Origin of the sequence: Asticcacaulis benevestitus DSM 16100 = ATCC BAA-896 (assembly GCF_000376105.1) — a bacterium.
Lineage (GTDB): Bacteria > Pseudomonadota > Alphaproteobacteria > Caulobacterales > Caulobacteraceae > Asticcacaulis > Asticcacaulis benevestitus.
This window is the reverse complement of the sequence record NZ_AQWM01000035.1, coordinates 22057-36358: the sequence shown is the minus strand read 5'-3', so window position 1 is coordinate 36358 and position 14302 is coordinate 22057. Positions and strand designations below refer to the sequence as shown.

The following is a 14302-nucleotide window of genomic DNA, read 5'->3' as shown; positions in this document are numbered from 1 at the left end:
ACGATCGAGGGCATCAAGATCATAGACGTCACCGGCGCATCCAACGGCACTTTTGTGCTTGAAGGTGACTACGTCTTCGACGGCGAACAGGCGGTAATCGCTGGTGCCTACGGCTATCGACTCTACAAGAATGGCGTTGCCAATCCCGCCGATGGCGATTGGTATCTGCGTTCGGCGTTGCTCATTCCGGGCGATACCGATCCGTCACCGCTTTACCAGCCCGGTGTACCGATCTATGAGGTTTATAGCGCGAACCTGCAATCGCTTAACACCTTGCCCACGCTCCAGCAGCGCGTCGGTAACCGCACTTGGGCTGCCGGGGGTAATCCCGAAGGTAACGGTCTTTGGGGACGCACGGAAGGCATACGGAGCCGCGCCAACGCGGCGGTATCGACAAGTGGCTCCGATCAGGACATCGATATTTGGAAGATGCAACTGGGTGCCGATCAGTTGCTTACAACGACCGACAAGGGCGAGCGCCTGGTGACAGGTATCACCGTCACCTATGGTGAGGCCAGAAGCCGTATTCGCTCAAACTTTGGCAACGGCGCAATCAAGACGAACAGCTATGCCCTTGGCGCGACCATGACCTGGTATGGTCTTAAGGGGGCGTATATCGACGGTCAGGCGCAGGTCAGTTACTATGACAGCAATCTCGATTCAGATGTTCTCGGCGCGCTCACACATGGCAATCGTGGCAGCGGAGAGGCTATCAGCTTCGAAGCCGGTAAACGTATGTCGATCGGTGGCAAGCTTAGCGTCACGCCGCAGTTCCAGATGGCCTATTCTAATGTGCGGTTTGATCGCTTCGTTGACGAAGCAGATGCTGTCGTGACAGCCGATAAGGGCGCCAGTCTGAAATCACGCTGGGGTGTCATCCTAGATCGTCAGAATACCTGGGCAGCTGGCCGTAGCGATATCTACGGCCTCGTCAACCTCACCTATGAATGGCTCGATGGGACGCCCACTCGCGTGTCAGTTACCGCTATTCATCATGCTGAAGACCGGCTCTGGGGCGAACTTGGCGTGGGCGGAACCCTATACCTTGGCACAAATCTTACCCTATACGGGGAAGCAGTGGGTAAGACGGCCCTGAAAGATTTTGGCGACAGCTACAGACTTGAGGGCAGTGCTGGATTGCGACTGAGATTTTGAAGGCACCACGCCCCAGCTCTATCGAATATTAAGAAAGTTTTGGACTTACAGCATAAAGCCAGTCCGGTTTGTTCCGCACTCCCGCCAATCGGAAATGAAAAGACCTGACCAAGTTCATCTTGCGCGAAAAATGTCGGAGCCCAATCTTGCCACAAATGCCCGAGCCAGACTTAAAATTAATCTTGGAAGCGATCGCCGATTTTCCAGATGGCGCTTCAATTCACAATATTCTAAACTAACGCGGAGATGTTTCAACCTTTAGGCGGCGCGACATTGGTCGTGGGGCCAAAGCCTGCTGCTCAGCCAACTGTAGACGAGGATTAGGCTAAGTCAGCGCCGGGAAGCAGCCCGCGTTGACCAATGATATGGCATTGCGTGGTGCATGCTTTCCGGTCACACTTACGGTCCTTAGGGTTCGGAAAATGACAACCGAACCTTGGCATAAACGATACGGGCGGGGTCGTCCATTCCAACAATCATCGGGTTCCGCCGCACGATAATTGAGACGCATCACGTAGACCGGTTGGCAGCCGGTATCTTACCCTTTTCGCCCACAGTCAAAGAATTCGGACTTTCGACAAGACTGTATTGCCTTGGCGAACAGCCCATGACCCGCTTGAAAGCGGCGCTGAATGCGCTTTCGGATTCGTAGCCCAGTGCCGGCGCTATGATGGAGATGGGATCACTGGAATTGGCAAGCCTGTCTCCGGCGAGTAGCATTCGCCAGCGCGTCAGATATTCCATTGCCGTCATCCCGACCGTTTCCTTGAACTTCCGAGCGAATCTGGAGCGTGACATGCCGGCGCACAACGCCAGCGCGTCTAGCGTCCAGCGCCGCGCCGGATCATGGTGCATTGAGTTGATCGCTAAGCTCATCTGCTTATCCACTAGGGCGAAAAGCCAGCCTACGCCGGCCGTAGCCCCGTCCAACATGTACAGTCGGAGGGCCTGGACCAGCATCATATGAGCGAGATGTTGGGCGACTAGGAAGCTGCCTGGCTGAGGACTCCTCAGTTCCTCCATCATCCGCTCCACAGCCCATCGTAGCGCAGCCTGATCTGATTTTTTGCGAAGATGAACGATGGGCGGAAGCATCTTCAAGAGGATGTTGGCATGGCTGCCCGCGAGGGCAAAGTAGCTACCGACAATTAAAAGTTCGCCGCCGCCGTTGCACGTCACGAATCCGCCTTCACGTTTTGCGGCGTATACAGTTGCGGCGTCAGTCGGCGCTAACTTGAGATCGCTCGCCAGTCGGAAAGGCCGCCCGTTCGGTAGCAGAAAGCCATCGCCTTTAGTTAGGCGAACGGGCTCAAGGACGCCCTCGACCGATAGCCAGCACTCGCCGGAGACGACGGCGTAGCACTTGATGCCGTCGTTGCGTGTAAACTGAATCGACCAGTCCCCAGCCGCGGAGAAGCCACCGGAGACATAGCTGCGCGGTTTCAGAAGGGATAGCACGTCTGATAGAGGATCAATGAGCAATTGATACGATCGCAACGATAATAGGGACGAAAGAGCATAGCACGTATCGCCTCACATGACCATAATACGGCTGCAGGGAGAGGCACGCAGGCGCTCCCGACGCGAAAGGCTTCTTTCGCATACCTTCCCAAAGACCTGGCAAAAGGGACGAGCTCTGATGAAAGCGCTGATATTCGATCCAACACAGCCGCGCGGTGTTCGCCTTGGCGAGGCGCCGGACCCGACGCCGACGCCGTCCCAAGCCCTCATCGAAGTGCGCGCCGTGTCACTCAATTTCGGCGATGTCGCCTCGCTCAACCGGGGAAAGGCAGGGGACGTACCCGGCTGGGATGCTGCTGGCATCGTCGTGCGCGCCGCCGCCGATGGGTCGGGACCGAAAGCCGGCGCGCGGGTGAGCACCTTTGGTGGGGGCGGCGCCTGGGCAGAACTCAGGGCAGTGAATACGGGTGAAATCGGGGTCGCGGCGCCGGAGGTCGATTTCGGCGCCGCGAGCGCACTCCCAGTTGCAGGTATCACGGCGCTTCGGGTTGTACGCGCGTTAGGCCCTCTAATTGGTCGACGCGTTCTGATCACAGGGGCTTCCGGAGGTGTAGGCCGCTTCGCCGTCCAGCTCGCGCATCTGGCAGGCGCTCACGTCATCGCCAGTGTTGGCTCGATGGGACGAGGCGCCGGCCTTGCCGAGCTTGGAGCCCATGAAGTTGTTGTGGGATTAGACGGTGTGAAGACACCGGTAGATGGCGTTATCGACAACGTGGGCGGCGCGCTCCTGCCTTGCGCATTGGACCTGCTGGCCATTGGCGGCACATTGCAAAGCGTGGGTGCCTCGTCCCTTGAGCCGAGCACGATCGATTTCATGCAGCAGCGGTTTGCGGACGGTCGTCGTGCGGCGGGACGACGAATCGAAATCTTTGGAGTGGGGTCGGGGTTCGGCCCGGACCTCGACTACCTGTTGGCTCTCATGGCCCGGAAGCAGCTCGACCCATGCATCGGTTGGCGTGGCGATTGGCGGCAGGTGACGGAAGCAGTCGATGCGCTGTTAGGCCGAAAAGTCAACGGAAAGGCTATTCTGGATATTCAGCAGCGCGCTTAGTGGGCTTGGTAGGCCTCGCCGCTATCGCAGGACCTGAGACCTAGTCTCCCACTTGTATTAGTCTTATTGACCGAAGGCTTGGAGCGCGGCTTCACCGGCTTCCTGGTCCTGTGACCAACTTCCGCCCGAAATGCCAAGTCCACCAATAATCGCTCCATCTTCCATGATAGGGAACCCACCGGCCGCGGCCATGACACGGGGCACATACCTCAGGTTCGACGCGCCGCGATCTTCTAGCAAGTCGACCCACTGCGCAGTCGTGAGACCGAACGAGGCGGCGGTGTATGCCTTGTCGATGGCGATATTGACCGCCAGGTATGAACTCTTGTCGCTGCGCTCAAAGGCTTTGAGGTTGCCGGCCGCGTCAACGATGGCGATCACCGGTTCGAAGCCGACGCGCTCAGACGCGGCGGTGGCCTCGGCGATCAGTCGTGCGGCGGCCTGATGCGTGATCGAGTGAGAGGTATAGCTATTTTTGGTCATATGAGATTCCTTAGAGTCAGGTTGATGGCGCCCACATCGCCCAAGAGGGGGGCGTGCGGTCACTTGAATGTAGGGGACCTGTTCTCACGGCGTGATACGCACAAAGTTTGCCTTCAGTATCCGTATGGATACTGGTGCCGGACGAGTAACACCCTAATTTATTGAATCATATATGTTGTTCAGGATTGGAATGTGTCGAAGCGGCTCAACGGACTTATTTCAGGCCACATATGAGTGAAGGCGTATTGCTAAATCGATCAGAACCGCATACGCCCGGTATTGGATGTACGGAACAATGTGCATATAAGTATCTAGGAGATACCACTATGGCCAAGGTTCGCCACTCTCGCTTTGACTGTGACCCGGGTTGCGCCGTCGAAGCCACGATCAGCCTGATCGACGGCAAATGGAAGTGTGTCGTACTCTTCCATCTTTTGACCGGCACGATGCGCTTCAACGAAATCCGGCGTCAGATCAGCGGCGTCACCCAGAGAACTTTGACAAACCAGCTCCGGGAGCTTGAGGAGGACGGGCTGATTGAGCGCAAAATCTACGCCCAGGTGCCACCAAAGGTCGAATATACCGTCACGCCCCTGGGCCGTAGCCTGCAGCCAATTCTTGTGGCGCTAAAATTTTGGGGAGATGAGAATATAGGGCGTTTCGGGAAGCCAGAGCGGGCAAACGCGGCATAATCCCGATTTAATCCTTACGCCACCTAACGTGGATCCAAGGGGTGGGTTCGCGTGTATCGACTGGATTTCAAGCTCCGCAGGATCTCCTGCTTCGCTGTGCCATCAATTGCACGTTTGTTTTTCCTTATTTGCCGGCATAGGCCGACATTCCCGCCACCAGCGCGTCGAAGGTGATACGGCATCGTGGGGTTGTTTTCAGGTTTTCGTGCATTACCAGAAACGTTTGCAGATTGAGTGCCAACTCCTTTTGCAGAATGTGGACAAGATCCGGATCCCGCCGTCCTATCTCCACTTGGCAGACACCAATTCCGCATCCGGCGCGGATCAGGGCCAGTTGTGCCAGATTGCTATCTGCTTTCAGGACCGGACGCACGGCGTTTAGGAACGGCATTAGTTTGCGCAGGCTTCGCGTGAATTCATTTTCGCGATCGAAGGCGATAAAACGGTGCTCGCGTAATCCTTCGAGGCTCTGGGGAACCCCGTTTGCTTCAAGGTAGCACCTGTGGGCGTGCAGGCCGATCGGTATTCCGCCGATACGTTGGACGAGCAAGGCATCCTGAGTCGGCGGCGCCATGCGCACGGCAATGTCGGCTTTCTGATGCAACAGGTCCTCAACATCGTCAGAAAGCGATAGCTCAATAATGAGATCGGGCTGGGCTTCGCCGAGAGCGGCGAGAATTGGCGGCAGCACCTCTATGCCTATCACTTCACTTGCGCTTATCCGGACGGTGCCTCGAACGCCCACGCTTGACGAGGGGCCATGCCCCGTCGCGGCGCGCAGGAGAGCTGCGGCATTTGAGGCCAATTTCGCTGCATGCGGCTTTAGATCCACTGCGGCTTCTGTAGGCATGAGACCTTGGGGCGTCCGGATAAACAGCTGGAAGCCGATACTAGTCTCCAAGGCGTCGATATGTCGCCCGATCGTTGGCTGTGTCAGCCCGAGTTGCCGGGCCGCAGCCGACAGCGATCCCTCCTGCATCACTGTCAGGAAGGTCCGATAAAAATCCCAGCTCGGCTCAAGGTCGCTCATACATTTTAGTATAGCCCATAAAGGAAAAAGCACAATTCCGTTTATCCGTCTGATGAAGGATAGTGGGGCCATCGAAAGAGGAGATATCAATCATGACCAACAATATCGCCAACAACAAGAACAACGAAAAGATCGCCTTGGTGCTCGGCGCTACCGGTGGCATCGGCGGCGAAGTCGCGTGCCTCCTGGTGAAGCGCGGCTGGACCGTCCGGGCGTTGAACCGGGACGCAGCAAAAGCCGCAGGCAGTCAGCCGGAACTCAACTGGCTGCAGGGCGATGCTATGAATGCCTCAGATGTACTGAACGCCGCAAAAGATGCGACTCTCATCGTTCATGCCGTGAACCCCGCCGGCTACCGCAACTGGGGAACGCTCGTCTTGCCGATGCTCGACAATACCATCACTGCTGCAAAGTCCGTGGGCGCCACAGTCATATTACCAGGTACCATATACAATTTTGGCCCCGATGCCTTTCCAGTATTACATGAGGACGCAGCCCAGAACCCGGTCACAGTCAAAGGCTCTATCCGCGTCGAGATGGAACGTCGCTTGAAACTTGCCAGCGAAAGCGGCGTACGGGTGATCATTGTGCGGGCCGGAGACTTCTTTGGTCCCAAGGCTGGCAATAACTGGTTTTCCCAAGGCATGATCACGCCGGGCATACAGGTCGACTCCGTCACCTATCCTGGCAAACGGGGCATTGGTCATCAATGGGCCTATCTGCCGGACACTGCGGAAACAATGATGCGGCTGGTTGAGAAGGGCGATACTTTGCCCGTCTTCGCGGCCTACCATATGGAGGGTTTCTGGGATCACGACGGCACACAGCTGACCGCCGCCATCCGGCGTGTCGTCGACAAGCCAGATCTGAAGATCAAAAGCTTTCCATGGTGGATACTGCCGTTCTTGGCGCCCTTCAACACCTTCATGAAGGAAGCCGGGGAGATGAAATATCTTTGGAAGAAGCCGCTGCGCATGCCGAACACACGACTTGTCGAGGCAATCGGGCCTGAGCCGCGCACGCCAATAGATGAAGCCATGAAGGCGACGCTCACTGGACTTGGCTGCCTGCCCGACGACTTCAAGTTTGACCGCGACGAACACTGACACGCGCATACAGATCGGCCTTCGCCCCGTTGGCAGAGATAGAATGACGGGTCCGTCGGGGCAAAGGTACAAAATCGGACACGCCATTTCGCGTATTCCCTGAATAAACTTTAGGTGCGGTGCGACAAATTCATTTTGCGGTATTAAAACACCATTCGCGGCTCCGGAGCTTGCGATGGACCATCTCCGTTTCTCCCTGTTCGTTGTGGTGAGTTGGGGATTAGGTAGCCGACGTGCATGTACGGCAATCACCCGAGATGAATCTTCCCTACAACTGACCACTCCGACAGGGTCTGCCGTTTTAAACCGACTGTCTGTGGCGCAGCACTAGGATCGACTAACGAGACGACGGAAGCCGGGTGTTGGCCGTTATCCTCGTCGTGACGCTAGTATTACGGAAATTTAATATCCCGGCCCGCATCCAAACCATAGGTAATGGGCCTCTTGTTAAATAGGCAGAAGACCAATTGATTGTTGTCGTTTTATTTCTACAGGGAGCCAAATGTCCAGCATAGCAAAGAAATTTCTTACTCAAGTTGCCGTATTTATTATTTTTCTGATTCCGAATGCTTGTCTGGTTCCTTCCGCGATAGCACAGCAGAAGAGCGTAGACATTTCTGGTGTATGGTTCGGTGATCTGGTCATAGCGGGCCCTGATGGAAAAAGCAGCCATGATAAGGTGGTACTCGTTCTAAAAAAGGACGGTGTCCTACTAACAGGCAGTGCAGGCCGATCAGTAGATATGCAGACAGGCTTCACCGCGGGTCGAGTGGAAAACAATCGCGTTCAATTTCACCTAGACGCGGCCGGAGGGATGGACTTCGATATGCAACTCAAAGAAGGGCATCTCCAAGGTCTTGTGACGAGCTCAGCCGGTAAAGGGCTCCATGGCGAGGTGGACGTTCAACCAGCGCCTGAATTGGCTCCGCACTTGGAACTTGAGGCACAGATTAGCGATGCTGACAAAAAGCTTTTTGACGCGTTCGATGCGTGCGATGTGAAACTCTATTCGGAGATGTTGGACGAAAATCTTGAATTTTATCAAGATATAACGGGAAAGACCGATTTTGCGCAAAATGTGACTGCACTCCAAAATCGTTGCGCAGAAGGTATAAAGCTGCGCCGCGAGTTGGTGGAGGGGTCACTTTTGGTGAATCCCGTGCCAGGATATGGTGTCATTGAGGCCGGAACCCAGCGCTTTTATTCCGCAAAGACAGATGGTTCGGAGCATCTGGACGCAACGGCCAAGTTTGTTAATATTTGGCGAAAAACCGAAGGTCGGTGGAAGGTCGTGGAAATCATTAGTTACGATCATCGCTAGACCTGCCAAAGCTCTGGCGAACGCAATACGCCGTTACGGCCTCGTACCGGTAGTGACGTTAAGTGTCCATGCGACCCACCATTGCAATATTTGGAGTGGCGCTTTTGGCGGGAAACGAGAGGGAAGGAATAGTTCTCCGACATTGTCCAGATTGACGTCCTTGGATGATAGGCATGCTCTCGCTTTGTTCGCTTCTGCTACAAATCTACGCGTTTCTTTAGCTCTGGCCAATAGAGGGCAGGGCCGCCTCCTCGAGTCTCTGCAGATCAGTCTCCAACGGCAAATAGCGACGTAGTCTCACATTTGCGTTCTCGACGCAGCCTTTCTAGCATGGCAATCACATGTGCCATACGCAATCAGGTATGTCGCTCGGTTATCGTGCGGTAAAACATCAAACCCAATTTCCTCCACCGCCATTTCTAATTCTCCGAAGGCACTTGGATGGCCTTCTCTTGGCGTTGGCAATTGTAGCAATTCGCTCATTCGTTCCATCTTTGGTGCTGATTGGATTAGGGTATTTCTGGCGTTTATGGTGCCTGAATTTAGCAGTGTGAATTTGACGGTAGTGTATATGTTCTACCCGGACGTCGGCGTCTTGTTGCTTTTGTCTTCCATCATCGCAGCACTCTGGCGGGCCTCAAAACATGGTTGCTAGTAGCCACCTCAAGCTAACTGCCACCTTACCAAAGTTACGGGAGTACAAGGGCTACGGAACGCTGCCCCTGACGCGTGTCAAGTCACTGGCCGAGGCTTTGGCTCTCCTACGGGCGGGACGCACGCCCGCGGGCCGCCCCAAAATGTTTGCAGAGCATCACGGACCTGAAACTTACCTCCGCCTCGTAAATCCTATGTCTGATTCGGGACCTTTGCGGGGATAGCCCCATCTTTGGTTATCGCGGCCTTTAAGTCGTGTATATTTGAACTTCAGCAACTTTTGGCGGGGGCGGACATGCGGGGCACATTGAAATTTTATGGGGTCGCCTTGCCAATTAGGCGCGTACAGCGGAGCTTGCGCCCTCGCTAGGGCTGGAGCCCGGAGATAATCATGAAGTTATATCTTACATCGGCCCTGCTTGGCTTGTCCCTCGGCGGCCTTGGGGGCTGTCAGGCGTCTGAAAAAGGCCCGGCGGCGGACGCGGGCGCCAGCGAAGCAGCCCGTCCAGCCATGATTGGCGCCACCGCCGCGTCCGGCCCGGAGACGGTGTCGATATCGCTGTCCGCCGCAGGCAGCCCGGTGTCCTGCGCGGATGAGATCGGCGCCACTGCTGCCGACAAGCAGGTGAAGATGTGCCTTGCCGTGTCGCCGGCGACACATCCTCCCTGCAACACGGCCAACAGCTGTGCGATGATCGAAGACGAGATCGCTCGGAGCTGCGCCCTGTTCGACGGCCAAGGCGCGCCGATGGCGGAGTGCCGGCCGGTACCCAAGAGCCAGGCGGCGGCTGTAGCCGTGGTGAAGCGTTACTATTCCGCGCTCAATGCGCATGACTATGACACGGCATGGCAACAATGGGGTGAAGGCGGTCCGCCCAATCAAACGCGGGCGAAGTTCAGTTCGGGTTTTGCGCACACGCGGGCGACCCATGTCACGATCGGGGTCTTGGAGCCCAGCGAAGGCGGGGCCGGGTCCATATATCAGAACGTTCCCGTCGTGGTCGATGCCACGCTTGACGATGGAACGCACCAGCGCTTCACCGGTGAGTACGTCGTGCGGCGCGTCAACGATGTCGATGGCGCGGCACCGGCACAGTTGCGCTGGCATATTGGCTCGGCGAAGCTGGCGGCCGCGCCGGCGGGTTAAATTGCGCGATGCGCGGGCATTCGCCCGCGTTTTACACGTTACCGCATGATGGTAGTTATGAGACAAATTTTTAAATATCAATTGGTTCTAAGGAAGATATGGCTGCTTTTGGGCCGACGGATTGCTGTCACAGATCGCCGAAATGGGTGAAGCGGTCGTCCTCGGCGCCGCGACGCCGAGGGGCAGGTTGCGCGTCAGCGCGCCGGCGCCGGTATCGCTCAGGACCAGCTCGAGCCTCTGCTGCGGCAAAGGTCGCTCGAATTGGGCGCTACGCTGTCTCTCAGCACGGAGCTCGTTCGTTTCGAAGACGGCGCTTCCGTTGACACGCTCGAGCGCGTGATGAACATTGTCGCGCAGCCAGTCTGAGGGGCAGGGGATGACGGCGAAACAGAAAGCCACCACCCCTAGCTGATCCTTAGCGTTGTGTGACCCAGCGGGTCGCGACCTCGGCCGTATCTTCTGGACGTGTATTGAACGCAATCGCGGCGCCTGGCGCGCCCTTGTGGACGGCGTTTACTACGGATTCGAACAACAATAGGCTCTTGGGCGGCATCCTTAGACCGCCACCTATGACGACACAGTCGTAGGCGGTTGTGGCAAGTTGCGCAGTCAATGTCGTAAGGCCCGCGTCGTCAGGCGTAATCATGCAGATGTCGCCCTGCCAGCCCTTTTCCGCGATCCGCGTAGCGGCAAGGTCGATCCCCGCCTGGATTTTTTCGGCGTTGAAGCCTGGCGGCAGGGCCGGATCGGAAAAGTCGACGGTGTCCGGCTTCTGGCCGACAAAAAGTATCTTAGTCATGGTTTGTGTCCTTTGCAGAGAGGGCGGATTCTTGATCCTTGGGTGACTATAGGCTGAGTTCAAAGCGAGCGGTCAGAAACTGACCGATAAGATCGAGTGCCTTTCCAGCAGCGGACAGAGCGCCGATATTTGACGGAAAGACGTGAGGCATGCCTTGCCAGACGTTCAGACTGACATCTGAACCAACTGATTGTGCACGAGACGCATAGCGCCTCGAATCATCGAGCAGAATTTCGTCTTCACCGACATGGATGTGAATTGGCGGTAGGTTTGCGAGATGACCATAGAGCGGTGAGGCTGAAGGGGCTTCCGGGCTTTGACCGTTGAGATAGAGCGTGGCCGTCGTCTTCAGCATATCTGGCGTCAAAAGCGGATCGGCTTCGGCGCGCTCGGTCATGCTGGCGCCTGTCAAAGCGAGGTCCGTCCATGGTGACATCGCAACGCCGGCTCGCGGAGCCAATACTGTACCTGCGGTGGCTTCTGCCTGCATCAGAGCCAGGAGCACAAGGGCCAAACCGCCGCCGGCTGAATCTCCGACAATCGAGATCGCCTGTGGCGCCAGGTCGCAGAGGCCATAATAGACAGATACTAGGTCTGTCACAGCGGCTGGAAACGGATGTTCCGGGGCTAGACGATAATCCGGCACGAAGGTCGCCACTCGTGTCCGCGCGGCGATTTGACCTGCAAGATGTCTGAAAGCCCGCGCAGACCCAAGAATGTAAGCGCCACCATGACAGTAGAGAATAAACACATCGCTCCGTTTGTTATCGGGAAGGCACCAAAGGCCCGACACCCCGCCGACCGTTCCTGCTTCGTAAGTCATGCCTCGCGCATCTGGGGTATGCTCCATGACCTCGTCGAACAGCCCCCTGGAGGCAGGGCTATTGATCGTCCCTTTAATGGGCGCGAGCACCTGCCGCATCGTGGCGACGACAACCGCATCTTTGTCGTCGAGCGGATGGAAGATTTCAGTGTTGGATATCATGGGAGGTCTCCTCAAGACATTGGTGGGGACGAGAATTAGCTATTGGCCCATTGCACGGCGGCATCTGCCGCGAAGGCGCGGTACGAGCGCGGCGGGTGTCCGAGCAAACGGGTGAGGTGTTCAAGGTCTGCGTCCGTGGCAATGGCGCCGTCGGACTGGTAACGCGCAAACATCAGCCGCAGGTCGAGCGCGTGCCAACCCGGCAGCATGGCTTTCATGCGCTGCTCCATCGAGATGAGATCATCGCCCCCGTAGCTGATGGTGCGGCCAAGCACCTCGGTCCATATCGCTGCGATATCCGTTCCGGTGAGCGCATCCGGGCCGACCAGGTTATAGGCTTCGATGCCGAGCGGCACGGGCGCTTGATCGCGTCGGATGAGCTCTTTGGCGGCCGACTCTCCGATGTCGCGAATATCTACCATGGATAGACCCTTGTTACCGATCGGAGACGCGTAAATGCCGGCGCCCAGAACCGGGGCCTTCTGCCGAATGTCGTTCTGGATGAAGTAGGCCGGCCGCAAAATCGTCGCCGGGAGGTCTTGGGCCTCAATCATCCGCTCGACCGTATATTTACCGGCAAAATGTGGCACATCTGTGTAGGTTTCGCCCTTGAATACCGAGAGGTAGACGATGCCTTTGACACCTGCCTCACGTGCCAGATTGACAGCCAGCATGGCTTGCGTGAGTTCATCGGGCACATTGGGCGCCAGCAGGAACAATGTGCTTACGCCCTGGAGTGCGGCGCGCATGGACTCGATGTCGGCCAGGTCGCCGCGAACAGGACGGACGCCGGTAGGCATGCGCGCCGTGTCCGGTGATCGCGTGAGGGCGCGAATATCGGCAGATTGTCCCGCCAGGGCCGAGAGAACCTGTGAGCCGATTGTGCCAGTGCTGCCGGTAACAAGAATAGACATTTTGAAAATCCTTCGATTTTGTGGCGAGACTTCGCGTCTCCTTCAAACAAAATAGCAGTTTCAAATCTGTGAAAAAGATGACAAATTAGAGACTGGTTGTCTCAAATTTGGAACGAGAAAATGGACTTGGAGGCTTTGTCCTACTTTAACCTGGTTGCGTCTCATGGTGGCTTCGGCCGCGCGAGCCGCGCGTCAAACCGACCTAAGGCAACGCTCTCGCGTCGGGTGACGGAGCTTGAGCAAAGTCTTGGTGTCCGGTTGATCGAACGCGGATCACATACCCTTCGTTTGACGGAGGAGGGGCGGCAGTTGCATGAACGCACCGACGGATTGTTGTCACAGATCGCCGAAGCGGGTGAAGCGGTCGTCCTCGGCGCCGCGACGCCTAGAGGCAGGTTGCGCGTCAGCGCGCCAGTTGTGCTGGCCCATGTGGTGTTCGGGCGCATCGGCGCTCGCTTCGCCTTGGCCTATCCTGAGGTACAGCTTGAGATCGTTGCCGAGGATCGTATAGTTGACCCGGTAGAAGATGGCTACGATCTTATCATCCGTATCGATCCTTCCGCGGACGAACGTCTCGTGGGGCGGCGCTTTCTACAGGATCATCGGGTGGTCGTGGCTCCCGTTCTGATGCCTCGCCCCTCCCTAGGGTCTGACAGCGGCTCCAGTGAAGTTAATGCCGTGCTCCTGTCAACGACGACTGCCGGCACGGTGTGGCGAATAGCGTCGGAGTCAGGTGAGGCTTATCTTAAGCCCCATCCCGTACTGCGGTTATCGTCGTTGCTGATGGTAAGGGATGCGGTCTTGGCGGGCGCCGGCGCCGCCCTTCTGCCAAAGCTTTTGGTTGAGGATGATATAACCGCAGGCCGCCTGGCGTGTTGGGGAACGCAAGCAGGGCCTCCCGTGGAAATCTGGGCGTTGCAAAGTTCGCGTCGTCTCGTCGGTGCGAAGGTGAGGGCGTTCATGGATATCCTCGAGTCTTCGTTTCCCGAGAAAGTCTTCGTCATTCCGGCTTAAGAACAGCTCTGAGATCATCTTGGTTCTAGGCCTGATCCACCCGATCAGTGTCTCAGAAAATTCAGTCGTGGTTTCTACCTATCCTGACAAAGCCGAATGTCGACCGACTTCGTCGCAAATCAAATCCCTCAACTGAGCTGTAGGCTTGGTAAGGGCGTGCCCGAAGACGTGCACCGAGACAAATATTGGCTTTAGCCTAGGCATTTTGCGCTCATTCAGAGCGACTACCCCTTGGGGGACCGAGATCGCCGTGCGCGCAGTAACGCCAAGGCCCGCCTTGACGCCTGTGGTCGTGCCCCACGCGTTGGTGTGGCAGAAGCAGCGATATGGCGGGACACCGCCACCATGAACCGCACGAGCGCCGAAGTCCCCGCCTAAAAGCTGGTTGAATTATCGCAATAGCAACCAACGTCGAACTGCTTTTGCCGCG

The 14302-nt window shown here is 56.8% G+C and carries 13 protein-coding genes; 7 read left to right on the top strand and 6 right to left on the bottom strand.

Annotated elements, in window-relative coordinates; genetic code table 11:
- Positions 1-1155, top strand: a 1155-nt coding sequence (locus tag B060_RS0119830) for an autotransporter family protein (RefSeq protein ID WP_018083559.1), incomplete at its 5' end; no start/stop codon positions are given.
- 510 nt (positions 1156-1665) lie between these two features.
- On the opposite strand, the gene B060_RS0119825 is transcribed toward B060_RS0119830, so the two are convergent.
- A complete protein-coding gene (locus B060_RS0119825; protein ID WP_201768124.1) occupies positions 1666-2637 on the bottom strand; it encodes an AraC family transcriptional regulator in 972 nt (323 codons plus the stop codon).
- Between the two features lie 157 nt (positions 2638-2794).
- Here B060_RS0119825 and B060_RS0119820 point away from each other — a divergent pair, with 157 nt between their 5' ends.
- Entirely contained in the window at positions 2795-3727 is a 933-nt protein-coding gene (locus B060_RS0119820) for a zinc-binding dehydrogenase (RefSeq protein WP_018083557.1), read from the top strand.
- Positions 3728-3790: 63 nt separating this feature from the next.
- Here the strand turns inward: B060_RS0119820 and B060_RS0119815 are convergent, their stop codons facing one another.
- Complete coding sequence (locus tag B060_RS0119815) at positions 3791-4210, bottom strand: GlcG/HbpS family heme-binding protein (RefSeq protein ID WP_018083556.1); 420 nt, start codon at positions 4208-4210, stop codon at positions 3791-3793.
- A 326-nt stretch (positions 4211-4536) separates the two neighbouring features.
- Between B060_RS0119815 and B060_RS0119810 the strand changes: the two genes are divergently transcribed.
- On the top strand, positions 4537-4902 hold the full coding sequence (locus tag B060_RS0119810) for a winged helix-turn-helix transcriptional regulator (RefSeq protein ID WP_018083555.1): 366 nt from the start codon (positions 4537-4539) through the stop codon (positions 4900-4902).
- A 124-nt stretch (positions 4903-5026) separates the two neighbouring features.
- On the opposite strand, the gene B060_RS0119805 is transcribed toward B060_RS0119810, so the two are convergent.
- Positions 5027-5932: a LysR family transcriptional regulator gene (locus B060_RS0119805; RefSeq protein ID WP_018083554.1), complete on the bottom strand. Its 906-nt coding sequence runs from the start codon at positions 5930-5932 to the stop codon at positions 5027-5029.
- A 92-nt stretch (positions 5933-6024) separates the two neighbouring features.
- Between B060_RS0119805 and B060_RS0119800 the strand changes: the two genes are divergently transcribed.
- From B060_RS0119800 to B060_RS0119790, 3 genes are all read left to right on the top strand, one after another.
- A complete protein-coding gene (locus tag B060_RS0119800; RefSeq protein WP_018083553.1) occupies positions 6025-7038 on the top strand; it encodes an NAD(P)H-binding protein in 1014 nt (337 codons plus the stop codon).
- 502 nt (positions 7039-7540) lie between these two features.
- Positions 7541-8359: a nuclear transport factor 2 family protein gene (locus B060_RS26295; RefSeq protein WP_018083552.1), complete on the top strand. Its 819-nt coding sequence runs from the start codon at positions 7541-7543 to the stop codon at positions 8357-8359.
- A 1045-nt stretch (positions 8360-9404) separates the two neighbouring features.
- Positions 9405-10160 (top strand): hypothetical protein, encoded by a 756-nt coding sequence (locus B060_RS0119790; RefSeq protein WP_018083551.1) that lies wholly within the window; start codon positions 9405-9407, stop codon positions 10158-10160.
- 415 nt (positions 10161-10575) lie between these two features.
- On the opposite strand, the gene B060_RS0119780 is transcribed toward B060_RS0119790, so the two are convergent.
- The 3 genes from B060_RS0119780 to B060_RS0119770 are packed head-to-tail and all read right to left on the bottom strand — an operon-like array spanning position 10576 to position 12858.
- Complete coding sequence (locus tag B060_RS0119780) at positions 10576-10959, bottom strand: hypothetical protein (protein WP_018083549.1); 384 nt, start codon at positions 10957-10959, stop codon at positions 10576-10578.
- A gap of 46 nt (positions 10960-11005) precedes the next feature.
- Positions 11006-11944, bottom strand: coding sequence for an alpha/beta hydrolase (locus B060_RS0119775; protein ID WP_023447413.1), 939 nt, complete (start codon positions 11942-11944; stop codon positions 11006-11008).
- A 35-nt stretch (positions 11945-11979) separates the two neighbouring features.
- Positions 11980-12858: an NmrA/HSCARG family protein gene (locus B060_RS0119770; protein ID WP_018083546.1), complete on the bottom strand. Its 879-nt coding sequence runs from the start codon at positions 12856-12858 to the stop codon at positions 11980-11982.
- Positions 12859-12954: 96 nt separating this feature from the next.
- Here B060_RS0119770 and B060_RS0119765 point away from each other — a divergent pair, with 96 nt between their 5' ends.
- On the top strand, positions 12955-13872 hold the full coding sequence (locus B060_RS0119765; RefSeq protein WP_018083545.1) for a LysR family transcriptional regulator: 918 nt from the start codon (positions 12955-12957) through the stop codon (positions 13870-13872).
- The last annotated feature ends 430 nt before the right edge of the window (positions 13873-14302 follow it).

What these genes read in the sequence shown, in the direction of transcription:
- B060_RS0119820 (WP_018083557.1), top strand. Translation starts at nt 2,795, where the DNA reads ATGAAAGCGCTGATATTCGATCCAACACAGCCGCGCGGTGTTCGCCTT.
- B060_RS0119775 (WP_023447413.1), bottom strand. Translation starts at nt 11,944, where the DNA reads ATGATATCCAACACTGAAATCTTCCATCCGCTCGACGACAAAGATGCG.
- B060_RS0119770 (WP_018083546.1), bottom strand. Translation starts at nt 12,858, where the DNA reads ATGTCTATTCTTGTTACCGGCAGCACTGGCACAATCGGCTCACAGGTT.
- B060_RS0119780 (WP_018083549.1), bottom strand. Translation starts at nt 10,959, where the DNA reads ATGACTAAGATACTTTTTGTCGGCCAGAAGCCGGACACCGTCGACTTT.
- B060_RS26295 (WP_018083552.1), top strand. Translation starts at nt 7,541, where the DNA reads ATGTCCAGCATAGCAAAGAAATTTCTTACTCAAGTTGCCGTATTTATT.
- B060_RS0119815 (WP_018083556.1), bottom strand. Translation starts at nt 4,210, where the DNA reads ATGACCAAAAATAGCTATACCTCTCACTCGATCACGCATCAGGCCGCC.
- B060_RS0119805 (WP_018083554.1), bottom strand. Translation starts at nt 5,932, where the DNA reads ATGAGCGACCTTGAGCCGAGCTGGGATTTTTATCGGACCTTCCTGACA.
- B060_RS0119810 (WP_018083555.1), top strand. Translation starts at nt 4,537, where the DNA reads ATGGCCAAGGTTCGCCACTCTCGCTTTGACTGTGACCCGGGTTGCGCC.
- B060_RS0119800 (WP_018083553.1), top strand. Translation starts at nt 6,025, where the DNA reads ATGACCAACAATATCGCCAACAACAAGAACAACGAAAAGATCGCCTTG.
- B060_RS0119790 (WP_018083551.1), top strand. Translation starts at nt 9,405, where the DNA reads ATGAAGTTATATCTTACATCGGCCCTGCTTGGCTTGTCCCTCGGCGGC.